Here is a 25,390-nt window from a genome sequence, read left to right as displayed (position 1 = left end):
GGGAGTAAGGTATGAGCAAGCAGGATCATATTTTGACGGTAGAGGTGGTCGACCAGGATGGCAGCACCTTCACCCTGCGTGAAATATGCGAGCGTGGCGAGTGCCATGCCGAGTTTGTCATAAAACTGGTGGACTACGGGATCATTGCCCCGCTGGAAGATTACCCGGAGGCACGGCAATGGGAGTTCGATGTCGCTGCCCTGAGCCGATTGCGCAAAGCGCAGAGATTACAGAGGGACCTGAAAATGAATCTGCCCGGCCTGGCCATGTCTCTGGAACTGCTCGATGAGGTGGAGGAAATGCGTCGGGAAGTGGCCCGTCTCAATCACCGCATCCGGCAATTGATGGGGGAGTAAACGCTCCCCCCGCTTATTTCTTTTCGTCCAGCGCCTGGATCTCGGCGTAGATCTTTTCTGCCTCCTCCATGAGGGTTCCATGAGTTCTCAGATCGCCATTGCGCTGGGCATCCAGTGCCTTGGCGAGCTTCGCCTCGTATTGTTTCTGCAGTTTTTTCTTCGGATCGCCTTTCAAAAATCCCAACATCGTAATGAACCTGTTTTGGCTGAACGTTCAAAGATTTACGTTTTTTGCTCCATAAAGTTCACAAAATTTTCATGATCAAAAACTGGACAGCCATAAATAATGGGATTAAATTCCCAAATAAAGATATGGGAAAAAAATCCCATTTTATTGTCGGGTGCTAAGACGTGGTCGCCCGGGGACGCAACAACAAGCCTGGAGAAGAACGATGAATCGCAAACCTTTAGCAATTGCAGTGAAACTGGCCATGACCGGCGCTCTTGCTGGCGCGCTCGCCGCTTGCGGAGGCGGTGGCTCTGGAGACGCCTCAACAAGTGATGCTTCATCGGGGACCAGTGTCGGGGCGGTATCGGGCTTCGGCAGTGTTTACGTGAACGGTACCCGATTTGAGACCAACGGCAGCGTTAGCAGCGACGATGGCCTGGAACGCGAGGATCAGCTCGAAAAGGGCATGATCCTCAAAGTTGAGGGCGATTGGGATGACAGGGGTCAGGGGCGGGCGGACAAAGTCAGTTATGACGATACCCTGCGCGGGCCGATTTCTGGCATGAGTTGGGATGAGGTTACCCGCACCGGAACTCTGACCATGCTTGGCCAGAGCATTGCCCTGGATGGCAAAACCGTCTTCCGCGGCGCAACACCAACGGCCCTTGCCGACAATCCCCAGGACTATCGTGTAAGGGTCAGCGCCTGGCGCCTTGAGGATGGCAGCTTCCGGGCAAGCTTTGTTGGTGCCCGGGCCATTGGCCTGGAATTCGATGACAACAACGAAGTAGAAATTGAAGGCGTTGTTGCCGATCTGGACACAAGCGCCCAGACCTTCACCATCAACGGTTTCCTGGTTGATTACACCAGCGCTGTCGGCGATGACGGCTTCTCTCTGGACGATCTGGCAAATGGAATCGTGGTGGAAGTGGAAGGCTACCTGGACGGCAACACCATCATGGCCGAGGAGATCGATGATGAGGACGACCTCTTCGACGATGATGACGATGTCGAAATCTCCGGCAGCATTTATGACTATGACGCTGCCAGCGGACAGTTCTCGGTGAATGGGGTGCGCGTCCAGATTGATGGTGGCACCGAGTTCGACGATCTCCGCGAAAGCAGCCTTGCCGATGGCCTGTTTGTGAAAGTGGAAGGGGGTTTCCGCAATGGCGTCCTGGTGGCTGAAGAGATCGAAGGCCGGGATTCCGATGCCGAGCTGGATGGTCGCATCGAGTCTCTTGATCTGACCAATGAAACCATGGTCGTCAGTGGCGTCCGGGTCCAGCTGACCGGCAATACCCTGCTTGATGACGACGACGATGACGAAGATGACCGTCGCAGTCGCGTTCAGGATATCCAGAGCCTGCAGGTGGGAGACTATCTCGAAATTGAAGGTCGCCAGCAGAGCAGTGATGGCGGATTCCTCGAGGCCATCAGCATTGAACGCGAGGATGACGACGACGATGACGATTTTGAGCTCGAGGCACGGGTGAGTGCCATCGGAGCCGATTCCATCACCATCATGAATCTTGAGGTGCTTCGCAATGGCTACAGCCTGTCCGGCGCACAGGTTGGTGATGAAGTGGAAATCGGGTACCGCCAGACCATCGGTGGCCTGTATGAGCTGACCGAGAACGTCGAGGTCGACGACAGCAATGACGACAGTGACAGCGATGATTGATCAGTGAAACACCGGAGCGGGCCGGGGTGTTGTCGGCCCGCATTCTGGCTTTCGAAGTCGCTATGGGAATACAATCCCAAACATGAAAAAGCCCAACCCCCTGCATCAAGCGCTGTTTCGCATTCTGCGCCCTCTGGCGAGGTTGCTGTTGCGCAATGGTATTCCTTTCGGTGAGTTTTCCGAGCTGGTTAAACGTGCCTACGTGGAAGCCGCCCTGGAGGATTTCACCGACGACCGGCGAAAGCCCACGGACTCACGGGCTGCAGTCATGACCGGGCTGACCCGCAAGGAAGTCAAACGCCAGCGGGAGATCCTGGCAGGGGAGGATGCTGGGAGCCGCGACGTGCTTCATACCAACCGGGCGTCCCGGGTGGTATCGGGCTGGGTCCACGATGCGGTGTTTCAGGCCAAGGACGGAGAGCCTGCAATGCTGGCTTTCGACGGGCCTGCAAGCTTCAGCGAGCTGGTCAAACGCTACAGCGGCGACATGCCGCCCCGTTCCGTGCTGGATGAACTGCTTCGGGTGGGGGTGGTTTCCGTGGAGGGGGAATCGGGCCGCCTGGTCCTGCAGCAAAGGGCCTTTGTCCCGGCCGGAGACAGCGAGGAAATGCTGCAGATTTTCGGTGAGGACGTATCGGATCTCATCGCAACCATTGATCACAATCTGGTCAGTGACGAGTCCGGGCAGCCACCGCTGTTCCAGCGAACCCTGACCTACAACAATATCCCTCCGGAAGTGATGGAGCGCTGGCGCAGGCACGCAGCCGAACGGTCCCAGTCTCTTCTGGAAGAACTGGACAAGTGGCTTGGTCCCCATGATCGGGATATATCCGGTCAAGAGACTGAAAGTGTATCCGGTGAGCCCGTCCGAACCGGCGTGAGCATCTTCTTCTTCGAAGAGCCCGCCGGAAACGGCGGCCGGGGTGGGGAATAAAAAAGTTTCCGCAGGCGCTTTAAAGAAGCGATATGACAGATGCCGGCCAGGAACGCCGGCTACGGAGATAAAAGTTATGAAACGGCACTTCTGCAATCGTGTTATTGGGCTGGCAGCCGGAACAGTGGTCTTCGGGGCGATCTCCGCCTGCGGTGGCGCGGGTGGTGGAGGCCTGGATGTTGCCGATGGTGGTATCCGGGGCACCGGGTCCAGCGTTGGTCCGGTTTCCGGATTCGGAAGTGTTTTTGTTAATGGCGTTGAATTCAGCACCGATGACATTCCGAATCGGGAAGTGGAAAGCAATGACGGCATCACTGCTGAAGGCCTTCTGAGTGAAGGAATGATTCTCAGGGTTGAAGGCGAGTGGTTTGATGATGGCGAAGGCACGGCCGAGAAGCTCAGTTACGACGATACATTGCGGGGTCCGGTAGACCTAGTGACCGCCGATCCAAGTGGTGCCGGTGAATTCGTGACCCTTTCAGTGATGGGGCAATCCGTGCGGGTTGATCGCCAGACGGTGGTTCGCGGCACAACTTACGCCACACTGCTTGGCGAACCCTCTATCACAGATCATGTCCGTGTCAGCGCCTGGCGTCAGGCCGATGGCTCCTATCGGGCCGGCTACATCGCGGTCATCAATCCGGATCTGACTAGTATCGAGTTGGAAGGCACATTGTCAGCGGTGGATATATCCCAGAATCAATTCACGATTGGCACGATCACCGTTGAATATGATGAGAACAGCGTCAGTTTCGGATCAGACCTGACCGAGGCGAACCTGATCAACGGCGCTGTCCTGGAGGTAGAGGGAACCCTGTCAGGAAGCGTGTTGACTGCCGCTACCATTGACCGGGACGACGCCCGACGCTTCAGTCGCAGCAGTGCTGACGATATCGAGTTCACCGCGATAATTGATGCGCCCTATACCGCTTCCGGTATCAGCTCACGCCCGGGAGAGTTTACGATGGGAGGTCTGACCGTTCGGGTGACAGATGCAACCGAACTGGATGACAGCATTACTCTCGACGAGCTTACCGAAGGGCTCCTGATACAGGTGGAAGGGCAGTTCGTCTCGGATACGGTTGTTGAAGCGGAGGAAATTGAGATCCGGGACGGCAATGCGAAAGTGAAGGGAGTAGTTTCTTCCTCTGCTGACAACTCTTTCCTAGTCGGCGGTGTTGAAGTTCGGATTTCGTCGACGACTGCCTTCACTGTCGAAGACGGCTCTGGTATCTCATTCCAGACCCTCCCCATTGGTTCGACCACAGTGGAGGTCGAGGGCATTGAGAAAGAGCAGGGTGCAGATGTATTTATCGAAGCTTTGAAGGTGGAGGTTGATGACGAAATTGCAGATTTCGATGATCGAGATCTTTACGAGCTTGAAGGAAAGCTTACGAGCATCACTCCGAGCACCATCACGGTTCTCGGTGTATCGATCGATGCCGGACCAGCGGTTTACGACAGTAATACTCAAAGTGAAATTATTGATCGTTTTGATGATGGCGAGCTTTTGATTCTCGAAGTTGAATATTCGAGGAACGGGAACAACTTCATCGCCGACGAAATCGATCTGGAAGAAAGCGATGACGATTAACTACAAAACCCGTACATAAATGCGGCCCACTCCGGCCCGGGTTTTGCTATACATACGGACACGCCAGGCAGGGACGCTGTTGCCGACTGTGCAGGATGCATGAAGCACACATGCTAGCGGAGTCCGTATGTCACTCAGTTTTATCCGGCGGCTGATCTCTAGCCGCCTTCTCCGACCGGTTTTTGTTGTTCTGGTCGTTGCCGGTCTGGTTCAGGTCCTGGTCAGCCAGTGGCTGATTTCCAGCCAGGTAGAGCGCCTGGTAGACACCGCAGGGTCCGCCCTTGAGGCCAGCAGCCAGCAGGTCAGTGCCTCCTTCGGTGATACCCGTGAGGATGTCCGATCCCGCCTGGAGACCATGCGGCAGAAGACCACCGAGGAACTCTCCGCCGAACTCACCCGCCAGCAGACGGCGCAGCAGGAACGCGTTGCCGGCAACGTTCGCACCGCTGTAATGGCGGAAGCCCAGGGTCTGGCTGACGTCCTCGCCGCTGTTGCGGCCCCGCTGATCTGGGATCGGGATGTCCCGCGCCTCACCGATCTTGTCGAACTGGCCGACGCACGTGAATCGGTTCTGTTTGCCGTGTATTACGACCAGTACGGTGAACGCCTGACCCGTTATGTGGACCGCACCGATGACCGGGTGCGCACCTTAATGGAGCAGGGGGAAGGTCGCGGTGCGGCAAATCGGGTCCTGGATGCGGCAAGTCGCGACCCCAACGTGGTCATCATTACTGCCGATATCGCTCCCCAGGGTTCCGCCATTGGTCAGCTGAAGCTGGGACTGTCGCTCGAAGGCATCAATCAGGACCTGGCGGCTCTGGAGCAGGAATTCAGCACTACCATCACCGGCAGCATCGACGCGCTGCATGACACCCTCGAATCAGAAACCGAGCAGGTTAACCAGCGCCTTCAGCAGCAGTTGGCGAGTATGGACGCTGACACTCGCTCCAGAATCCAGAACACTGTGGAGGCGTTGAATACCGAAGCCTCGAGCCTCTCCGCCAATTTGAGCATGTTGGCAATCGGTTCCGTGGTGGTTCTGATCCTGCTGGTGGCCCTGGTGCTCGGTGGAGGCTTGCTGCCCAGAGTTTTCCGTTTGAGCTCGGCGATCTGGGGTATCGCCGATGGCGAGGCCGATCTCACCCGCCGGGTTTCCATGAAAGGCAAGGATGAGCTCACGGAAATGGCGCAAGGCGTGAACCGCTTTATTGGACGAATCCAGGAGCTGGTCTCCGACGTGAAAGAGTCCGCTGAATCGGCAGCCGGCCAGGCCCAGGCTCAGGGCGACATAAGCCGTAGTGCCGTGGCCGCGGTGAATCGTCAGGAGCAGGACGTAGCCGAGGTGTCTGGCACCATGGAAGCCATGTCCCGCAGCATCTCTGAGGTGGCTGAGAACATACAGGACATCGCCGGATCGGTGAGTAATGTCAGTTCCGAGAGCGAGGCCACCGCCGGTATTTCCCGGGATGTGCGAAACCGGCTGGATCAGGTGGTCCGTAACGTTGAGCAGGCAGTAGATGCGGTTAATCAGCTGGACCACCAGAGCAAGGAAATCGGTTCGGTGCTGTCGGTGATCGGTGCCATCGCAGAGCAAACCAACCTGCTGGCTCTCAACGCCGCTATTGAGGCGGCCCGCGCAGGAGAATCCGGCCGGGGCTTCGCCGTGGTGGCCGATGAGGTCCGCACCCTGGCAAGCCGGACCCAGGAGTCCACCACGGAGATCCAGTCCATCATTGAGCGTTTGCAGAAGGGCAGCCAACAGGCGGTCAGCGCTATCGGTGAAGTGTCAGGCCAGGTTGCAGAGTCGTCGTCGGAATTCCGTCGGGCTGACGAGCATTTCGACCGGATCAACCAGCTGCTCAGCAGCCTTCAGGATCGGGCCATGGCTATTTCATCCGTGGCGGAAGAGCAGGGCCGGCATGCCAGTGAGGTCAGCGTGAGCGTGAGCGATATTGCAGGCTCCTCCCGAGAGACGGTGGAAGCCATTGAGCGCTCCGACGAGGCCAGCGGCCAGATTGCCCGGACACTGACCTCGTTGAAGGATAAAGCCTCACAGTTCCAGGTTTAGGAACCTGTCGATAACAGGCGCTCCCGGGCGTTTCTGTACTCCTCGGTCAGACGGCTCACCAGTTCCGAGACGGACAGCACGTCGTGGATCTGGCTGACCCCCTGGCCGGCGGACCACACGGTTTTCCAGGCCTTTGCTTCATCATCAATAGGCTTCAGTTTTTCGCCGTAGTTGATCTCGCCGGCCTGGTTCAGTTCGTCCATGGGGAAGCCGGCCGCTTCCAGGCTCTGGCGCATAAAACTGGCGGGCACACCGGATACCGCCGGCGTATGAATAATGTCGCCAGACACTGCCTCAATGATCATGTTCCGGTAGGCCTCATCGGCCTGGGACTCGAACGTGTTTATAAAACGGGTACCCAGGTAGGCCAGGTCCGCACCGAGGGCCTGGGCCGCCAGCAGATCCTCACCATGGGATAGCCCCCCGGCCAGCAAAATCGTGCCGTCAAAGACTTCCCGGATTTCATGCACCAGAACGAACGGGTTGATCGTGCCCGCATGGCCACCGGCACCCGCTGCCACGGCAATAATGCCGTCCACACCGGCTTCGGCCGCCTTGCGGGCATGCTTCTGGTTGGTCACGTCATGGAACACCACCCCGCCGTAGCTGTGCACCGCCTCCACCACCTGGCTGGCGGCGCCCAGGGAGGTGATGATAATGGGCACCTTGTGTTTAACACACAGTTCCAGGTCTGCCTGCCAGCGCGGATTGGTCCGGTGCACGATCAGGTTCACGGCGTAGGGCGCCGTTTTTGCTTCCGGATTGGCGCTTCGGTAAGCGGCCAGCTCTTCGTTCATCTGGATGAGCCACTCCTCAAAGCCCTCGCTGGTGCGTTGGTTCAAAGCCGGGAAACTGCCAACGATGCCCTGCTTGCAGCAGGCGAGCGCCAGTTCGGGCCCAGAGATCAGAAACATGGGTGCGGCCACCAGGGGCAGTGAGAGAGAGTCTGTCAGGGAAGCGGGCAATGGCATGAGGATTCCTTAATTTTTGTTGGAACTTTTGTAGAATATAAAGGATCTTAGCGTGCCACGCTCGATCTGAAAACGGTCGCGAGCTAATTAATTCCGGAAACCATAAACACAATAAGGAGTCCCTCCATGGGTGAAGCAAAACGTCGCAAGGAAACCGGTGCGCCGCCGCCCCAAAAAGGAAAATCAAACAAGCTTTTGTATGCGGGTATCGGACTGCTTGCGCTTGCGGCAGTGCTTCTTGGCGTATTTTTCCTGACCGCTCCACCAAAACCAACGTCTGACGGGCTGCCTGTGGCCGCTCCGAATGCCGAGGACTTCCCCGCCCAGTTGGACCAGTTCGGTGTCTCCGTGGGTCCCGACGACGCACCGGTCGTGGTGCGTGAGTTTGCCGACTATCAATGCCCCGCCTGCGGCAACTTTGCCTCTGCCAGCAAGCAGTTGAAGGAAGAGTATGTGGCTGAGGGCAAGGTTCGCTTTGTCTACTTTGATCTGCCATTACAGCAGCATCAGAACGCCATGCCAGCCGCCCAGGCAGCACGCTGTGCCGGGGATCAGGACGCCTACTGGGCCATGCACGAACGCCTGTACGATTCCCAGACCGAGTGGAGCGGCTCGAACGATCCGGTTGCCACCTTTACCCGCTACGCCGGTGCTCTGGGCCTTGAAGAGCGGCGCTTCCGCCGGTGCATGACCACCGAGTTGCACCGGGAAGCTGTCGAGCAGAGCCGCCAAGTGGCCATGCAGCTTCGGGTAACCAGTACGCCGACGGTTCTGGTGGATAACATCCGCCTGACCCGTCCCGGCTGGGGCCAACTTTCCGCCGTCGTTGAGCGCGAACTGGCCAACGGGGCGGAGTGACCTGTTGAACCCCGGGTAACCCCGCACTTGATCGTGAGCCTGAGTTGGTTAAAATTTGCGCCCTCTCAGGCTCCCGCCTCAGATGAACCTCTAAACCATGCTCCGGATTTACGGTCCGGCCCGCAGGAGAACATGATGAGCAACAATGTTGTTGTCTGCGCACTGTACAAGTTCGCAGTCCTGAACGATTACAAATCCCTCCGCCAGCCGCTGCTGGATCTGATGCTTGATAAAGACGTGCATGGCACTTTGCTGCTGGCGCGCGAAGGCATCAACGGTACCATTGCCGGCAGCCGCGAAGGCATTGATGCCGTGAAAGCCTGGATCGCCAGCGACGAGCGGTTCGACGGCATTGATTACAAAGAGTCCTTTGTGGACATCCAGCCGTTCAAACGCACCAAAGTGAAGCTCAAGAAAGAGATCGTCACCATGGGTGTGGACGGTATTGATCCGAAGCGGATTGTCGGCACGTATGTGGATCCGAAAGAATGGAACAAACTGATTTCCGATCCGGATGTGGTGCTGGTGGATACCCGCAACCAGTACGAAGTGGAAATCGGCACCTTTGAAAATGCCGTCAATCCGGCCACGGATACCTTCCGGGAGTTCCCGGAATACGTGAAACAGAACCTGGATCCTTCGAAGCACAAGAAGGTGGCGATGTTCTGTACCGGTGGAATCCGCTGCGAGAAATCCACCGCGTATCTGAAGGAGCAGGGTTTCGAGGAGGTCTATCACCTCAAGGGTGGCATCCTGAAATACCTGGAAGAGGTACCGGAAGAGCAGAGCCTGTGGCACGGAGAGTGCTTTGTTTTTGATGACCGGGTAACGGTTAACCACCGGCTGGAGCGTGGCGATTACGACCAGTGCCATGCCTGCCGCAGGCCGATTACCGAAGAAGACAAGCAGCGCCCCGAATATGAACAGGGTGTGAGCTGCCATCAGTGCATCGAATCGCTGACCGAAGAGCAGAAAGCCCGGTTTGCCGAGCGTGAACGCCAGATGCGTCTGGCAGAGGAGCGGGGCGAAGCCCACGTTGGTGGTGAAGCCGCGCGCATCATTGCCGAGCGCAAGGCCCGGAAAAAGGCTGAAAGAGAACGTCAGGCCCGGAAAAGCCTCGATGGCGAGAGGGCGAGGAGCACCGAGGGCGCCTGACCAACCCCCAAAGGAGACTTCATGGATTTACGACAGGCTGTAGCCATTACCGCAGTTGCAATCGCGCCCTTTGCCAGTGCGCAGGAGGCAGACAACTGGAAGGGCGAAACCGAGCTGGGTGTGTTGATCACCTCGGGCACTACCGAAGAGACCAACATCAAGGGTCGCCTGGGGTTGGTCCATGAAGTCGAAACCTGGCGTAACACCGGCGAATTCCGCACCAACTATTCCGAGACTGAAGACGAAACCACTGCCGAGAAATATCAGGCCGCCCTGGAGACCGACTACAAGTTCGCCGAGAACCGGTACTGGTTTCTCCGTGGCTCCTATGAAGACGATCGCTTCTCCGGCTACGACTTCGAATCAACCGTAACCACGGGTTACGGCAACCGGGTCTGGAACTCCGGAGATCGCTCGTTTCTGGACCTCTCAGTAGGCGCCGGTTACCGCTACAACAAGCTGGATATGGTGAATGCGGAAGGCGAGGATACCGAGGAAGAGGCCATCGCCCGCCTTGCTGGCCAGTTTGATTACGCCCTTTCGGAAAATTCCCTGTTCCGTCAGAAGCTCAGTACCGAAGTTGGCCTGGACGAAAACAACACGGTGACCGAATCGGAAACATCGCTGCAGGCGAACGTGGTGGGGAATCTCTCCATGAAGGCTGCTTTCCGGGTCAAGCACGTGTCTGACGCTCCGGCCGGCTCCGAAAACACCGACACCGAAACGTCACTCTCGCTGCTCTACGGTTTCTAACTGCGTGAATTCGGGGTCAGATGAAAATTTCATCTGACCCCAACTTTATCTTCAGACGTTGTTACGCAGCCCCAGCTCATCTGGGTAGGGCGTCAAATACTGCTGGGCATGCAGGTAATCCACCGGCTCCCTTCTTTGGGCCATACGCAGCAGCGTCATGGGAACCACCAGCGGTACCTCGCCACGATGGTAGGCCTCCATCTGCTCCATCAACACCTTGCGGTCTTCATCGCCCATGGAATCCCTGAGGTAGCCCATCAGATGCTGCATGGCGTTCATGTGTGAACCCCGGCTTACCTTCTTGCTCATGGCCTCCATGAACTGGTGGATATAGCGTTCGGCAATGTCTTCCAACGGCTCGGACTTCAGGTCTCCAAGCATCGGACCAAGCTGGCGGTAGATCTTTTCGGAGTGAGCCAGAAGCTGGAATTTGTGGCGGGTATGGAATTCAATCAGCGCCCTGGCCGAGAGCTTGTCTCCGGCCACGTTCTGCATCCAGTCGTCGTAGGCGAAAACTCTTTCAACGAAATTCTCCCGGATCATGTTGTCGTTCAGTCGGCCTTCCTCTTCCACCGGCATCAGAGGGTAGGCCTTCAGCAGCGCCTCGGCAAACATGCCCCGGCCATCCCGGCGGGTTACATTGCCATCCTCGTTATGTACCTTGATCCGCTCCATGCCACAGCTCGGGGACTTGGCCATCAGGATGTAACCACGAAGGTCTGCCAGGGTCGGCATCACCTGTTCGATAAAGCCCTGCATGGCGTCGGTATGGTCCGCCGCGCCCTTGGTCTCGATCAGGCGCAGGCCATCACTGTATTCGCGCAGGTGGATCGCCGGGCGCGGAACGCCCAGGCCCGCTTCCAGCTCCGGGCAGATGGAGCGGAAATCAAAGTGTTTCGAGAGCACCTGGGTGCAGTAGCGGGAATGTTTATGGCCGCCATCATGGCGAACTTCCTTGCCCAGCAGGCAGGTGCTGATTCCGACGGGGATGCCGCTCACGTTAGTCTCCGATAATTAACCAGGTCTGATAGCTAAAACTGTCTTTGTAATACGTGAATTCAGTCTAGCCCGATCAGGCCGCTGCGGAAAACTGTAACCCCACCTATTCAGGATGGATTATCGAGCCTTTTCGTTTCTTCGCGGCCATGGCGAGTGTGGTGGCGTAGATGGTGCGGACGTCTTGGGCGAACTGCTCCACTGAGTAGTCCCTGGCAAATTCCAGGGCCTGTTCGGAGAGTTTTTCACGCAGATCGTCGTCTTCCAGTAGCTTTTTGACTTGCGCCCGCCACTGGTCCTGTTTTTCCGGCGTCTTGAAGCCGTTGAACCCGTGTCGGACAACGTCTTCAATGCCACTGGAGCGAACCGCTACGACCGGCAAACCGGCAGCCATCGCCTCCAGAATTACCATGCCCTGGGTTTCGGAGATGGAGGCGAACAGGAAGGCATCCCCCAGTCGGTACCAGGTGGCCATTTCGTCCGGCGGCACGGCACCAACAAGGGTGAAGTGTTGTTGAAGTCCCAGGTCTTCGATCTTCTTCTGCAAGCGGTCCTTTTGGTGGCCATCGCCGATCATCAGGAACCGGAAGGGCACATGGGTTTCCCGCCGCAGGGCATCAATGGCCTCAATCATGAAGTCGATGTTTTTCTCGTTCGAGAGCCGGGAAACACTGACAAACACTTTCTCATTCCTGAGCTTCAGCTTCTCCCGGAGTTGCTCGACGTCCTTTTCCTGAACCTCCTGGAACTTGTGATATTCAATGCCGGTAGGCTGCACGAAGGTCGGTGTTTTAACCCCGATCATCCGCAGATATTCCTCCGTGGAGTAGGTAGGCACGATCACACCGTCGCACTTGTTGGCAAAGCGTTTGATCAGCGCGTGCGAAATCAGGTTCCGGAACAGCATGCCGGGTAGCGGCACGAAGTGGGCGTAATGCTCCAGGCGGGTATGGTAGGTGTATATGGCCGGGATATTCAGGGTGCGAGCCACGAACAGGCCCAGCGACCCCAGCCAGAACGGATGGTGCAGATGGATGATATCCGGCTTGAACGCCCGAACCCGTTTGCGAATCCGCCCGAGGAAAATATTGGCCAGCCGGAATTCCCGCTTCTCGCCCATGGCCAGTAGCGAGGGCACTCGCAAAACGTGGGATTCGGTTTCCGGCTGCCCCTTGTAGCGGGGCGCCACGACCAGCAGTTTATCGCCAAGCGCTTCCAGGCCCCGGCGCAGGCGTTCAATGGAAATGGGTACCCCGCCGATGAAGGGCAGGTAGTTGTTGGTAAACATGGCCACCCGCATCGGTTTGTCCAGCCAGGGCGAGGGGTCCAGGTCGTAGTCCGGGTAATAATCCTTGCCGATGAAAATGGCGCCGTACAGCTTGATCGCAATGGCCGCAAACACGGCGACGATCAGAATAAAGTTGAGGTAACCGGTGTAGAACAGGGAGTAGATAAAGAACCAGAGACTTTCCAGCCGCTTCAGAACCGGGTGCTGGCCCACTTCCAGTCGCTGCAGACGGTGTGTTACCTCGCCATCTGAGTCTACATTCACCTGCACGTAGTGATAGAAACTGGTGTCGTTGTTCATAACCAGGCCACCGGCGCCACCCGTGGTAACGAAGGTGGTGTCTTCTACCGTCTTTTCCGAATAGAGCGAGAGGTTGGCTGAAAATACCCGGTCAACGTCATGCTCCTCGATGGCCTGTAGAAGGGCGTCCCGGAACTCGGGCGGCGCCAGGTAATCATCCTTCTGGTCGAACGGGGCATTCTCGTCCGGATGAAGGGGAGGGTGCCCGATGAACAAGATCCTCGCCTTCGACGTGTCCTGGGCCAGCAAATCCTTCAGCCAGCGGATCTGCCAGCGCCAGGGAGTTTTACCGGTGCTGTCCAGAAAAATCAGCCGGCTATTGCCCGCTTCGATACTGAAGAAGTGCGGGCCGAAGTGATCGTAGAAACGGAAACTGCCAAAGTCCTCGTACTCGTGGGCACCGAAGGTCAGCAGATAGGGGATCTCCAGGTGGCTCAGAGTGCCGTAGAGTGCCCGGTACTTGTCTTCGCCGCCACCACTGACAGCGTTCCCCGCCGAAACCAGAAAATCCAGCCCGGATCGATTCAGCTCCGGGATGATGCGGTCCTCGAAGATGCCCACCGAATTATTGATATTGCCCACCACCGCGAAACTGAAGGGCTCGCCGGGTTCAAGTGCCTGATAAATCCGTTCTACCTGCTCGGTATGAACCCCCTCGAAATCCTCCGTGAACAGATTCAGGTAGGTTTTGTAGCCAACCAGCAGAAACACCACCAGAAGACAGAGGTAAAACAGCAGCTTGAGTGGGTTTCGGAAGATCATCCGGCTCTCCTGCGATTGGCAACAAGTTCCTTCTGTAGCACCACCAGCCCGATAATCATGCCCAGATAGATGGTCAGCAGACGCCAGCAGACGATGACCAGAATCAGGTGGTTTCCCGAGAGGATATCCCGGAAGAAGCTCCCGAAAACACCCTCCGAGATGCCTGAGGCGCCCGGCGTGGGCGAGAAGTACATCACGAAGGTGGTCACAACCAGCAGGCCCACGGACATCACATAATCAACACTGTAGTCCAGGCTGTGCATCAGCAGCGCCGGGAAGCTGAACAGGCTAAGCAGAAACACGGCGGTGAACAGGATGGACAGCCAGACGAACACCGGAGCACCACGCAGGTAATCACCAAAGCTCCGTGACAGCCGCAGCATTTCCCGGCGTGCCTTGAACTGCCAGCGCCGATGGCGGGGTTCACTGATCAGATGGAGCCGACGCGCGGCCCTCAGCAGCCGGGCCAGGGGGCCGATCAGCCAGCGGGTCCGGAGCAGCAGAACCAGGAAAAAGCCGAGGTACAACACAATCAGAACTGCCAGAGCGGTGCCGATATCGCCAGTGATGGAATTGCCGTCCAGGGGTTTGAGCGTGAGCAGGAATACCGGCGTCAGCGAAAATATGAACAGCACCGCCAGGATCGTCCGGATCGTGGTCGCAGCCGTCGCACGCCCAATCGGAACGCCATGGTGGCTCAGAAACCAGATCTGGGCGAAACCGCCCCCGGTGGCCATCGGCGTGATGTTGGAAAAGAACAGATTGATAAACACCAGCCGCACCATGGCCGGCAGGGGAAGCCGGTGCCCCAGGGCTCTCAGGGTAAAATAGAGCCGAAGGCCATCCGAGATGAAATAAACCAGCAGAAGGCCAGCCACCGATAACAGGGTTCCCGGAGCGATCAGCCTGGTATCGAAGGTAAGGGTGCGTTCGGCGAACAGATGGTAAACGGCATACAGCCCGGCAGCGGTGAGCGCCACAAACAACAGACTGAAAACCGCCAGCCTTTTTCCCGAGGCACGCTTCGAATGGTTGATGTCCGTGGAGTCAGTCATGGGCTGCCCGTCAGAGTGAGACGGGCAGTTTACAGCGTAGGGTGTGGTGGGTGTCCAGTGTCGCTGGCGGCGAACCCCATGGATTCCAGGGTCGAGGTTAAGAAGTCAGAGCCTGGTGAATGAGAGACTTCTGGTGCTCCGCAAACTCCCGAATCAACGCCTGCGCCTTAACCGAATCCCGCGCCAGCACCGCCTGCGGCAGATTGGCAAAAAACTCACTGGTCTGCGTCAAACCTCGACGATACCGATCGGCACTCAGATAATAGGCCCGACTGACCGCCGGCTTGAAATTCGACAGTGCCTCCGTGAGATACGGATTCCCCACCACCTCACAACAGGCATCCATCACATCAAAACTCGCCTCAACCACCCCGGAGATGTCGGCAGATCCGTCGTTTATCTTGTCAACAACCTTGCTCACCGCCCCAAGCACCAGAGGCTTGTCGCGTTCCTGCCAGCGCTCGCACAAACGCACCGCCATCATCATCAGCAAGTGCATATAAACATCGTAGAGCTCCGAAGCATGGGCCGCATCCAGCCGGGTTGCCGAAGCGCCCTTACGGGGCGTGATCTCCACCAGATGCCAGCGCTCCAGGGTGTACAGGGCTTCCTTCACCGATGCCCGGCTCACCTTCAGTTTACCGGCGAGCGTGGCCTCCTGAATCCGCTCACCCGGACGAATCTGCCCGGTCATGATCCGTTCTGCAAGGTAATTGGCAATCTGCTCGGCCAGTGTGTTCGGCACCTGAAAATCCATAAAGGCTCTCTGGACAGGTCGTAAAAACCGGTCGGCTGCTGCAGTAAGCCGACCGGCGGAAGAGTATATGCGCATGAGTTTATCACAGCCTCGGAGTGCGATAGCGACAACGCCTTGATTCGGCGGGGCTTCCTGACAATTGTCAAAAAACCTCGCCAGAAATGTTGACGACTGATGTACTGTAGGACAATAATGCAGAAAACAACAGGTGATCAGAGTTTCACCAACAAGCATTTGATGGAGAGAACCCAATGAGCACAACGCAGTTATCGGTCAATCGCGAGGCCACCCGCCGAAGGATATTGCTGACCCTCAAGAAGTACAGCTACCTGATCGCCATGGTGCCCCTGTTGCTGCCGCCTCTGCTGCTGGCCGCCGGCCAGGCCACTGATCTGGTGAACCTGTTTTCCTGGGGCGTCCCCGTGGTCGTGTTCGGGATCATCCCGGTACTGGACATGCTGCTCGGCAAGGATTCCCTGAACCCGGATGAAGAAACCGACGTGCCGCGGATGGTCGGCGAACGGTTCTATAAAGCCATTACCCTGGGCTGGGTGGCAGGCTTTGCAGCCTTACTGGTCTGGAGCATGCTGGAACTGGCGTCCGGCACCTTCAGCCTGGTGGGCAGTATTGGCTGGATCGTCTCCATCGGCATCGTCGGAGGCCTCGGCATCAACGTCGCCCACGAACTCATCCACAAAGACGAAAAACTCGAAACTCGGGCCGGCGGCTTCCTGCTGTCACTGGTCTGCTACGCCGGTTTCAAAGTCGAACACCTGCGCGGCCACCACGTACACGTCTCCACCCCGGAAGATGCCTCCTCGTCACGCTACAACCAGTCCCTGTATAACTTCTTGCCCCAGGCCTACATGCGCAACTTCCTGAATGCCTGGAAACTGGAAGCCGAACGCCTGCAACGCAAAGGCCACAAAGCCCTCAGCTGGCGCAACGAACTGATCTGGTGGTACAGCATCAGCGCCCTGGCACTGGCTGGTTTCACCATCGCCTTCGGCTGGCTCGGCGCCGTCTTCTTCCTGGGCCAGAGCTTTATCGCCTTCACCCTCCTGGAAATCGTCAACTACCTCGAACACTACGGCCTGCACCGGAGAAAACTCGAAAACGGCCGCTACGAACGCACCGGCCCCGAACACAGCTGGAACAGCAACTACTTCCTCACCAACGTCTTCCTGTTCCACCTCCAACGCCACAGCGACCACCACGCCTGGGCCAAACGCAGATACCAGATCCTCCGCCACCACGACGTGGCTCCCCAACTACCGGCCGGCTACTCCGCAATGATCGTCCTGGCAATGTTCCCCCCACTCTGGCGGCGGGTAATGAACCCAAGGGTAGAGGCTTATTACGAAGGAGAAGAACACCAGTTGGCCTGAAAGCGGGCCACTCCAAAGGTTCGGTCGGCAGGGGTGTGAGGGGGTTCTTTCTGCAGGGAAACGACTGTCTGAGCGAAGCGAGTTCGGATTCCCGGAAGAAAGAACCCCCTCATGGCCCTGCCAGCCACCGATCTTCAGAGCGTCTCTGAAGAAACGCCGGCCTAAAAAACCGGCCCTCAAGACCCCGGCGGTTCGTCTCTGGCCCCGGGGTCTTTTTTCACGCCCTTGAAATCCCCCTGAAACGCACACAGGTATAACCTTTGAATCCTGCGAAAAAAAGGGAAAACCAACATGCCCAAGCATTTCGAACAGGCCCCTGGCCTATACGAAGAAACCGTTCCCGAAACCGAAGGTTACGTCTTCAACCAGACCATGATGCGCATCAAGGAACCCGAGCGCTCCATGGACTTCTACACCCGAGTGATGGGCATGCGCCTCGTTCGCAAACTGGACTTCCCCGAAATGAAGTTCACCCTGTATTTCCTTGGCTACCTGGATGATCGCCAGGCCGGCCTCGTGCCGCAGGACGATGCCCACCGCACCACCTACACCTTCGGCCGCGAAGCCATGCTTGAGCTCACCCACAACTGGGGCACCGAAGACGACAACGACTTCGGCTACCACAATGGCAACGACGAACCTCAGGGCTTCGGCCACATCGGCGTAGCGGTGCCAGACGTTTACGCCGCCTGCGACCGCTTTGAAAAGCTCGGTGTGGAGTTTGTGAAAAAGCCGGACGACGGCAAGATGAAAGGCCTGGCCTTTATCAAAGACCCGGACGGCTACTGGATTGAAATCCTGCAGCCGGACATGCTTGAGAAACAGCGCAAGGAAGACTGATCTTCCTTACTCCGCACCGGCCTCCTGGCCGGCTGCGGGTTTACGGCCGTAGCGGGAAGCCACCACCACCGCTGCGGTCAGTATCAGTGCCCCCGCAATACCAATCGGCCCCAGAATCTCCTCCAGAAACACCCAGGCCAGCAGCGCCACAAACAGCGGTTCCAGAGTCACAATGATGCTGGAGAGCGTGGCCGGTGTCGTTTTCATGCCAGAGAAAAAGCACACATAGCCAATACAGGTTGGCACCACCCCCACATACACCACCATCAGCCAGTGCCCGATACTGAGAGTTTCCAGCCCCTCGAAACCGCCAGACAGGGCAACCACCGGCAACAGAATCAGCGCCGCAGTGAAGAAGCAGATAAACGCCGTGGTGAACACCGGTGTCCCGGCAGAGCTGTAACGGCTGGTCAGCGTGAAACCGGTGTACACGCAGGCGGCCAGTAACGCCACCAGAATGCCCGCAAGCCGAAGTGTACCGGTGGTGTCCATATCGCTGAGAACCAGCATGCCCGTGCCCGCGATGGCGGCAAACAGCGACAGAACCGTCAAAAGGCTGGGCTTCTCTCCCAGAAGAGGCGCAGCAAGAATTGCCACCAGCACTGGCGGAAGGCAGAGCGCGATCAGGGTGGCGATGCCGGCACCGGTGAGGTCCACGGCCAGAAGGTAGCTGCCCTGGTAGAACGCCTGGAACAGGCCAAGGGCTGCCAGCGGAATCAGGGTCTTGCGTGTGAGGCTCCGTAGGGAACTGCCGGGCACTTTAGCGCCCGGATTGGCTCGCTCAAGGCGTGCCTGCTCCCGTCGCATCAGCAGCCAGAAAAACGGCAAAGCCACGGCCAGTCGCAGGAAGCCCAACGTAATGGCCTGCAGTTCGGTACCGGTAAACAGAAATTTCGCAACAATGCCCGTGGTCGCCCATAGCAGGGCAGCCAGGGCGATCAACAGGGCGCCTTGGATCATTCAATAATCAACACAATCAGCTCTTTGGGACCGTGAACACCGTAGGCAAGGGTTTGCTCGATGTCAGCGGTTTTGGAAGGGCCAGAGATTAGCAGGGCATTGGTCGGCATGCCAGCGGCCCAGTTCTGGGCCTTCATGGCTTCGTGGAAGGTGGTATAGAGCTCAGAGGCCCGGAGCACGGCAATGTGCACCGGCGGCACCAGGCTCATTAGCCGTGGCTCGTCCTCGTTTGGCCACAGGATCAGCGAGCCGGTTTCGGCAATACCGCCGCGGGTGGACGTAATGCTGGCGTCCACCTCGTTGAACAAATGCGACTGCCAGCTTTCGATAGGCTCGTCGTAGATCAACAGTTCCGGCAGATCGTTACGACCGGCAGTGCGAAGTGACTGTCCGATTTCGTGTTGTTTTGGAATCAGCAGATTCCTGGCCCCGCGGGTGTTCAGCACCTCCGCCAGGCGTTCCATCCACATGTCTTCGGTGCAGTGGTGCACCTCGCCGTGGACCGACTCGATCATCTTCTCGAACCGCTCGATACGCTCCTTTGTCGACCAGTCATCCCGTACCAGAACTGAAAAGTCGCACTCCGGCACCGTCAGTTCACCGCCGGTTCGGTTGCGCAGACGCTGAAGAATCGTTTCCCGGGAACTCATTGGCCACGCTCCTTCATTCGCTGGTGCAGGGTTTTGGCCGCCAGTTTGGGGGGCGTGCGGTAATCGGTCCAGGCGCCCGCTTTCGAGGGCTGCAATGCCCTGAATTTGCTGGCGGCACCGGTGCCGAAGCGATAAATGCCGGGGCTGGCGTGCATCCAGGCCCAGCCTTTCCAGATCATCGCTTCCATTGAGCTTCGCTTGGCCCCGTGGCCACGGACCTTGGCCGGGTGGAGCTTGTCGCCATCCACCGATTCCTGGCGCAGTCGCACCAACAGATCGGGAATGGGGATTTTCACCGGGCAGACCTCGCCACAGGCGCCACACAGACTGGAGGCGCTGGGCAGGTGCCGGCCTTCGTCCAGGCCAATCAGGTGCGGCATCAGGATCTTGCCGATCGGGCCCGGATAGGTGGTGCCATAGGCATGGCCGCCTACCCGTGTGTACACCGGGCAGTGGTTCATGCAGGCGCCGCAACGGATGCAGCGCAGGGTGTCCAGCAGCTCGTCGTCCTGGTAGATCGACGAGCGGCCGTTATCCACCAGCACCAGATGCACTTCTTCGGGCCCGTCCAGCTCCTCGGCCTTGCGCGGGCCGGAAATCATGTTGAAGTAGGTGGTGATGTGCTGGCCGGTAGCAGACCGGGTCAGCAGGGCGAGCAGGGCAGAGACGTCCTCCATGCTCGGCACCACCTTTTCTATGCCGGTAACGGCAATATGGCACTTGGGCACCGTGGTGGTCATCCGGCCATTGCCTTCGTTTTCCACCAGGCATAGGGTGCCGGTCTCCGCCACCGCAAAGTTAACCCCCGAAACGCCCACATCGGCATTCATGAACTTTTCCCGCAATTGCAGGCGGGCACTGGCGGTGAGGTATTCCACATCGTTGGACAGATCCGTGCCGGTTTTCTCGTGCAGCAACTGGGAGATCTCTCCAGTGTTCTTGTGAATCGCCGGCATGATAATGTGTGATGGCGTTTCATCCGCCAACTGCACAATGTACTCGCCCAGGTCCGATTCCAGGGCTTCGATCCCCTGTTCCTCCAGGTAATGGTTCAGCTCCATTTCCTCGGAGACCATGGACTTGCCCTTGATCACCGTCTTGGCATCCCGGGCCTTGCAGATGTCCCGCACAATCCGGCAGGCCTCATCGCCATCCACCGCCCAGTGCACCCTGATGCCGTTTTCGATCAGCTTTTTCTCAAGCTGCTCCAGCAAATCTGGCAGGTTGGCCAGGGCGCGGAGGCGAACGTTGGCACCCAGATCCCGGAGGGTTTCCAGATCCCAGCCCTCGAACGCCGTCTTGCGCTTGGACATCAGCCCGTCCATGGCGCTGCGGAAATTCTTGCGGATCTTGGGGTCGTGAATGGCCGCCTGAGCCCGCGGATGGAACTCTTTCACGTCGATGTGATGGCCAGTGTGCTCGGCTGTCTCACTCATGACTGCTGCCCCCTTTGCCCTGGGTGCGCGACCACAGGAAACTGAGAATGTGCTGGCCTTCAACAGGCTTCTGGTTTTTCTCGGCGTAGCCGGCGATGTTCATCAGGCAGCCGCAATCGGTGGTGACAAACTGCCTGGTGCCGGTATCCACCAGTGCATCCACCTTCTCGCTCACCATGGCGCTGGAAATCTCCGGGTGGCGAACCGCAAAGGTGCCGCCAAACCCGCAGCATTCCTCCGGCCGGATCTGCTCTACCAGGTTCACGTTTTTGAGTTGTCCCAGCAGTTTGGGTCCAACCTCGGCCACGCCCATTTCCCGGCGGGCGGAGCAGGAGGTGTGCATGGCCACGGTGGTGGGTTCGCCCAAATCTTCAAGTTTGATGTGGCAAACATTGAGCAGAAAATCCGTCAGCTCCCAGACCCGGCCCGCAACCTCAGCGGCTTTCACCTCATCCGTGGTGTCCTTGAAAAGGTCAGGGTAGTGCTTGCGCATCATCCCGCCACAGGAGCCGGATGGCACCACAATGGGCCAGTCGCCGGGGAACAGGTCGAGCTGGGCCCTGGCTACTGATCGGGCCTCGTCGTGATAACCGGAAGTGTAGGCTGGCTGGCCACAGCAGGTCTGGTTCTGGGGAAACAGCACCTCAATGCCTTCACGCTCCAGAAGTTCCACGCCGGCAATGCCCGCATCGGGGTAGAACATGTCCACCAGGCAGGTGCCGTAGAAATAGACTTTCGCGGGTTTTGCAGGATAAACCTTGATCGGATCAACCATGTGCGGATGCTCAACGGTTTTTGAATTGTTATCCAGCAATAATAGGGTGGCGAGCGCGGTGTTGCCAGACGACTTTATGGGTAGCCGGAAAGAGGGAGGAAAGGGATTCAGAAAGAGGAAGGGCAGCGGCAGCGCGCCACTGCCCGGGGTATTACTTCACGGTGAGGCGAGCGGCATTTTTCTCGATGGTACGTTCGCCAATGCCCTTCACATTTGCCAGGTCTGCGGTAACTGCAAAAGGACCATTCGCTTCGCGATAGGCAACGATGGCTTCGGCCTTGCTCTGGCCAATGCCGTTCAGGCTGGCGAGGGTAGCCACATCGGCCGTGTTGATATTGATAGCGGCGTCCTGGGCGTAGGCAAAACCGGTAACCAGGCTGAACAGCAGAACGAGTGTTGCGAAAAGCGGTGTGCGTTTCATAGATACGAGCTCCTGAAGCTGTGTTGCGTTTTTTGGTTTTGTGCCAGGGCGCAAAGCAGCAGAAGCGAAATGTAAAGAAGAGAGCAGAAATGTCTGTGGGTACGGGGAGTGCACGGACGGGACCACATTCCTTGTGATCCCCGATTCCGTGGCTGACCCCTGCCTGTTCCCTCAGGCGTGCGACTCATCCTGAGCGCGTCTTTCCTGTGATCATCCCTGTAAGCCCTGATCCTTCGGGCAACTCCCGAGCCGCGGAGGGCTCTTCCCTGGAGTTCTCATCCTTGAGCCAACGTTCCTTGCTGGCTTGTCATCCCTGACACTGATCATTCTACTGTGTATCGAATTCCTACCTATCGGAGAATCGCTCCATGGTTTGTGCGATATATCTTACGAATCTGTAAGCGTTTCGGCGGGTTCAATTATGAACCTGGGTTCAGTATTTCCGGGGCCTGAGAGGCAATTTATTGCTCACTGCGGTGGGCAGCAGCCGCCTCGCGGATTCGCTCCATGGTGATTTCCCGCACGGCCTTCTGGCTGGCACGGATATGACGGGTGAGACGATCCGCCGCCTCGCTTGCCTGCCCGTTGCGCAGTGCCTCCAGAATCGCGGCATGCTCCACGTAAGTGGCATCAATACGCTCGTCCCGGCTGAAGTCCAGGCGCCGCACAATCCTCAGCCTGTCGGTGATCTCACGATGAATTCGTGTCATCTCCCGGTTTCCGGCAGCGGCCACCAGATCGCAGTGAAAGCTCTCGTCCAGCATTCTGACGGTGCTGCCCACCGCGCGCTCGGATGGATGGTCCGGGTTCCAGAGGGCTACCAGGGTTCGCAGTGCTGCAGGCTCTTCAGGCAGGTTGCAGATTTTGTGCACGGCCGCCCGTTCGAGAGTGATGCGCAGGTCATAGAGTTCCTCCACCTGCTGGAAATCGAATGGCTTTACCTGCCAGCCACTGCGGAACAGCACCTCCACATGGCCCTCCCGCTGCAAGCGGTACAGTGCTTCCCGCACCGGTGTCCGGCTGGCGTTCAGGCGGGTTCCGACATCCCCCTCGCTGAATCGGTCGCCGGGGATTAGGCGGAACTCGAAGATGTCCTCTTTCAGGGCCTCATAGACCCTGTCGGCTACGGACTCTTTTCGTCTAGGGTTTGCCATTGGCACCGTTTCCCCTCGTGGAGCGCCAGATTGCCCCGGCTTGGTCAGGCTCTGGAGGCGATATAGGCGCGCCAGCCACCGAACTCTGTTACATCCTCTGCGCCCTCGAAGCCGTAGCCCTCACAAACAAAACCGTTTACCCACCGGCCATCAGCCAGCTCGACGTTGCCTATGCCCAGAGGCGCAGGAATCAGGTCCACAAAGGAGCCAAAGGCCGAGGCGGGCATTTCCCAGACTTCCACAATGATTTCCCTGCCTTCGCCAGGGGCCGCCCGTTTCAGCCCGGGCTTCGGCGGTGTGGTGTTTGGTAGGGCGAACAGCCGGTAGTTGGCAGACGTTGTGGTTTGCTCAAGCAGAACCGCGTAGCGCTCACTGAGCTGGGTGTTCAGGGGCATGCCACTGAGGTGGGCACCAACAACGGCCACCTTGATGGTGGGTGTCGAAATGGCGGCCCCGGGGGCTTCTTCGGGGCGGTCGTTGCCTGTAGCGCCCAAAGGGGTCGGGTGGGCATTCAGCCACTGGCACGCCAGGCGTTGCAGCTCCGTGTCTTTCCAGGCACCAGTTATCAGGGTAACGCCAAAGGGCAGGCCGTCGTCCCGGAAACCGGCAGGAATCGCGAGCGCACTCATGTCGGCCAGGTTCACGAAATTGGTGTAGGTGCCGAGTTGGCTGTTGAGTGCAACCGGGTCCGCATTTACCGCTTCGATGGTGGGAGCCGTCGGAGCCGTGGGCACCAGCAGGGCATCCACATCGGCTAACAGTTCATCGATCTGGCGCTGCAGCTCTTCCTTGCGGTACTGGGCCTTGAAGGTATCCGTGGCGCTGAAATTCCCGGCCTTGCTGATAATGCCTTTGACCACCGGGTTCATATCATCGCCGTGGCTGGCCATGAACGATTCCACCGCCGCGTGGCGTTCAGCCACCCAGGGGCCTTCGTAGAGCAGTGCAGCCAGTTCCAGCATGGGGCTGAAATCCAGCGGCACCAGTTCCACATTCTGTTGTCGCCACTGGCTGACGGCGGTATTCCAGGCCGCTTCTGCCTTCTGATCACCAAACCATTGCGGGTGGTCGGGAATCGCCAGTCGTTGGATGGGGCCGGGCCGCCGAAGGGCTGGCCCATCCAGAGGCAGCGCATAGGGAGGCTTGCGGGAAAATGCATCGGCGGCATCGAAGCCCGCCATGGTATCCGAGACCAGGCCGGCGTCATTCACGGTCAGCGCAAAAATGGACACGCAATCCAGTGAACGACAGGCCGGTACCACGCCGCGAATGCTGAAGAGCCCTTTGGTCGGTTTCAGCCCCACCAGATTATTCAGCCCGGCAGGCACCCGGCCGGAACCGGCGGTGTCGGTACCCAGGGCAAAAGGCACCAGACCTCTTGCAACCACAGAAGCCGAACCGGAGCTGGAGCCGCCGCTCACCACGTCCGGTTTGAAGCTGTTGGGCACGGCGCCATAGGGAGAGCGGGTGCCCACCAGGCCGGTTGCGAACTGGTCCAGGTTGGTTTTGCCGATGACGATGGCGCCGGCGGCCTTGAGTCTGGCCACGGTGGTGGCGTCTTCTTCCGGGGTATAGGCAAAGGCCGGGCAGGCTGCCGTTGTCTCAAATCCTGCCGCATCAATATTGTCTTTCGCGGCGAAGGGAATGCCGTAGAGCGGCAGCTTGTCGATCTCTTCGCCGGCGTCCTGGAGTTTCTGTTTCAGCCCGGCAAGGGCCTCATCCAGGCCTTTCTGGTCCAGAAGCGAAATCCAGGCGACGTCTTTTTTGTCCAGGCCGGTCAGTAACTCACCCAGCAATGACTCGGGCGTAGCGCCCTCTTTATAAGCAGTCTGCCAGTCCCTGATGGTCCATCCGAGCATTGAAGGCATTGGTCATCCTCATGTGCGTAATCAACTTGTATACATGTGGAATGGCAATGCTTGTGCCATTTGCCAATTTTTCTTGATAGTGAGCAGAAAACATAAGGTTATGAGTATTTTTGAGGCACAAGACGGTTCAGGTCTGCCCATATCAGGTGCGGCCGCACCAAAAACGCTCAAGAATGCTGCACTCCGGAGGCGTATTCA

Annotated in this window: 23 protein-coding genes; 10 read left to right on the top strand and 13 right to left on the bottom strand. The window is 58.1% G+C overall.

Annotation, left to right across the window (positions count from 1 at the left end; translation table 11 throughout):
* The first annotated feature begins 11 nt into the window (after positions 1-11).
* Positions 12-356 (top strand): chaperone modulator CbpM, encoded by a 345-nt coding sequence (locus AC13E3_RS07510; protein WP_053112922.1) that lies wholly within the window; start codon positions 12-14, stop codon positions 354-356.
* Positions 357-369: 13 nt separating this feature from the next.
* Here AC13E3_RS07510 and AC13E3_RS07505 read toward each other — a convergent pair whose 3' ends face one another.
* Positions 370-543 carry a DUF6435 family protein gene (locus tag AC13E3_RS07505; protein ID WP_008175274.1) on the bottom strand — a complete coding sequence of 58 codons (174 nt, stop codon included), beginning with the start codon at positions 541-543 and terminating at the stop codon, positions 370-372.
* A gap of 205 nt (positions 544-748) precedes the next feature.
* On the opposite strand from AC13E3_RS07505, the gene AC13E3_RS07500 reads away from it, so the two are divergent.
* The 4 genes from AC13E3_RS07500 (at position 749) to AC13E3_RS07485 (ending at position 6,805) form a co-directional block, all read left to right on the top strand.
* The gene (locus AC13E3_RS07500; protein ID WP_482901873.1) at positions 749-2,209 is read left to right on the top strand and encodes a DUF5666 domain-containing protein; all 1,461 of its coding nucleotides are present in this window, start codon (positions 749-751) and stop codon (positions 2,207-2,209) included.
* A gap of 82 nt (positions 2,210-2,291) precedes the next feature.
* Positions 2,292-3,143 (top strand): DUF6502 family protein, encoded by an 852-nt coding sequence (locus AC13E3_RS07495; protein ID WP_014578156.1) that lies wholly within the window; start codon positions 2,292-2,294, stop codon positions 3,141-3,143.
* A gap of 76 nt (positions 3,144-3,219) precedes the next feature.
* A complete protein-coding gene (locus tag AC13E3_RS07490; RefSeq protein ID WP_482901872.1) occupies positions 3,220-4,737 on the top strand; it encodes a DUF5666 domain-containing protein in 1,518 nt (505 codons plus the stop codon).
* A 127-nt stretch (positions 4,738-4,864) separates the two neighbouring features.
* Entirely contained in the window at positions 4,865-6,805 is a 1,941-nt protein-coding gene (locus tag AC13E3_RS07485; protein WP_008175270.1) for a methyl-accepting chemotaxis protein, read from the top strand.
* Here the strand turns inward: AC13E3_RS07485 and AC13E3_RS07480 are convergent.
* Positions 6,802-7,776 (bottom strand): NAD(P)H-dependent flavin oxidoreductase, encoded by a 975-nt coding sequence (locus AC13E3_RS07480; protein ID WP_008175269.1) that lies wholly within the window; start codon positions 7,774-7,776, stop codon positions 6,802-6,804. The genes AC13E3_RS07485 and AC13E3_RS07480 overlap by 4 nt on opposite strands.
* Before the next feature lie 126 nt (positions 7,777-7,902).
* On the opposite strand from AC13E3_RS07480, the gene AC13E3_RS07475 reads away from it, so the two are divergent.
* The 3 genes from AC13E3_RS07475 to AC13E3_RS07465 all read left to right on the top strand — a co-directional run bounded on the left by AC13E3_RS07475 (position 7,903) and on the right by AC13E3_RS07465 (position 10,542).
* Entirely contained in the window at positions 7,903-8,634 is a 732-nt protein-coding gene (locus tag AC13E3_RS07475; protein WP_008175268.1) for a DsbA family protein, read from the top strand.
* A gap of 135 nt (positions 8,635-8,769) precedes the next feature.
* Positions 8,770-9,789, top strand: coding sequence for an oxygen-dependent tRNA uridine(34) hydroxylase TrhO (gene trhO / locus AC13E3_RS07470; RefSeq protein WP_008175267.1), 1,020 nt, complete (start codon positions 8,770-8,772; stop codon positions 9,787-9,789).
* A gap of 21 nt (positions 9,790-9,810) precedes the next feature.
* Positions 9,811-10,542: a DUF481 domain-containing protein gene (locus AC13E3_RS07465; protein WP_008175266.1), complete on the top strand. Its 732-nt coding sequence runs from the start codon at positions 9,811-9,813 to the stop codon at positions 10,540-10,542.
* A gap of 51 nt (positions 10,543-10,593) precedes the next feature.
* Here AC13E3_RS07465 and AC13E3_RS07460 read toward each other — a convergent pair whose 3' ends face one another.
* From AC13E3_RS07460 to AC13E3_RS07445, 4 genes are all read right to left on the bottom strand, one after another.
* Entirely contained in the window at positions 10,594-11,541 is a 948-nt protein-coding gene (locus AC13E3_RS07460) for a YbgA family protein (protein ID WP_008175265.1), read from the bottom strand.
* Positions 11,542-11,644: 103 nt separating this feature from the next.
* The gene (locus AC13E3_RS07455) at positions 11,645-13,888 is read right to left on the bottom strand and encodes a glycosyltransferase (RefSeq protein WP_008175264.1); all 2,244 of its coding nucleotides are present in this window, start codon (positions 13,886-13,888) and stop codon (positions 11,645-11,647) included.
* Positions 13,885-14,943, bottom strand: a complete 1,059-nt coding sequence (locus tag AC13E3_RS07450) for a lysylphosphatidylglycerol synthase transmembrane domain-containing protein (RefSeq protein WP_008175262.1) — start codon at positions 14,941-14,943, stop codon at positions 13,885-13,887. Before AC13E3_RS07450 ends, AC13E3_RS07455 begins: the two co-directional genes overlap by 4 nt.
* A gap of 97 nt (positions 14,944-15,040) precedes the next feature.
* The gene (locus AC13E3_RS07445; protein ID WP_008175260.1) at positions 15,041-15,700 is read right to left on the bottom strand and encodes a GntR family transcriptional regulator; all 660 of its coding nucleotides are present in this window, start codon (positions 15,698-15,700) and stop codon (positions 15,041-15,043) included.
* 251 nt (positions 15,701-15,951) lie between these two features.
* Here AC13E3_RS07445 and AC13E3_RS07440 point away from each other — a divergent pair, with 251 nt between their 5' ends.
* Together AC13E3_RS07440 and gloA are read left to right on the top strand one after the other, a co-directional pair.
* Positions 15,952-17,088: an alkane 1-monooxygenase gene (locus tag AC13E3_RS07440; RefSeq protein ID WP_008175258.1), complete on the top strand. Its 1,137-nt coding sequence runs from the start codon at positions 15,952-15,954 to the stop codon at positions 17,086-17,088.
* A gap of 291 nt (positions 17,089-17,379) precedes the next feature.
* Positions 17,380-17,928 (top strand): lactoylglutathione lyase, encoded by a 549-nt coding sequence (gloA, locus tag AC13E3_RS07435; RefSeq protein WP_008175256.1) that lies wholly within the window; start codon positions 17,380-17,382, stop codon positions 17,926-17,928.
* Positions 17,929-17,934: 6 nt separating this feature from the next.
* Here the strand turns inward: gloA and AC13E3_RS07430 are convergent, their stop codons facing one another.
* The 7 genes from AC13E3_RS07430 to atzF all read right to left on the bottom strand — a co-directional run bounded on the left by AC13E3_RS07430 (position 17,935) and on the right by atzF (position 25,183).
* Complete coding sequence (locus AC13E3_RS07430) at positions 17,935-18,888, bottom strand: DMT family transporter (RefSeq protein WP_053112909.1); 954 nt, start codon at positions 18,886-18,888, stop codon at positions 17,935-17,937.
* A complete protein-coding gene (locus tag AC13E3_RS07425) occupies positions 18,885-19,538 on the bottom strand; it encodes a LutC/YkgG family protein (RefSeq protein WP_104270684.1) in 654 nt (217 codons plus the stop codon). Before AC13E3_RS07425 ends, AC13E3_RS07430 begins: the two co-directional genes overlap by 4 nt.
* Entirely contained in the window at positions 19,535-20,974 is a 1,440-nt protein-coding gene (locus AC13E3_RS07420; protein ID WP_008175234.1) for a LutB/LldF family L-lactate oxidation iron-sulfur protein, read from the bottom strand. Before AC13E3_RS07420 ends, AC13E3_RS07425 begins: the two co-directional genes overlap by 4 nt.
* Positions 20,967-21,749: a (Fe-S)-binding protein gene (locus AC13E3_RS07415; protein WP_008175233.1), complete on the bottom strand. Its 783-nt coding sequence runs from the start codon at positions 21,747-21,749 to the stop codon at positions 20,967-20,969. Before AC13E3_RS07415 ends, AC13E3_RS07420 begins: the two co-directional genes overlap by 8 nt.
* A 151-nt stretch (positions 21,750-21,900) precedes the next feature.
* Entirely contained in the window at positions 21,901-22,170 is a 270-nt protein-coding gene (locus AC13E3_RS07410; protein ID WP_008175232.1) for a ComEA family DNA-binding protein, read from the bottom strand.
* Between the two features lie 461 nt (positions 22,171-22,631).
* On the bottom strand, positions 22,632-23,324 hold the full coding sequence (locus tag AC13E3_RS07405; protein WP_008175230.1) for a GntR family transcriptional regulator: 693 nt from the start codon (positions 23,322-23,324) through the stop codon (positions 22,632-22,634).
* A gap of 44 nt (positions 23,325-23,368) precedes the next feature.
* Positions 23,369-25,183 (bottom strand): allophanate hydrolase, encoded by a 1,815-nt coding sequence (atzF, locus tag AC13E3_RS07400; protein ID WP_273044547.1) that lies wholly within the window; start codon positions 25,181-25,183, stop codon positions 23,369-23,371.
* Positions 25,184-25,390 lie beyond the last annotated feature (207 nt).

The sequence above is a fragment of the Marinobacter sp. L-80 genome (assembly GCF_056859395.1).
This window is presented reverse-complemented; position numbering and strand designations above follow the sequence as displayed.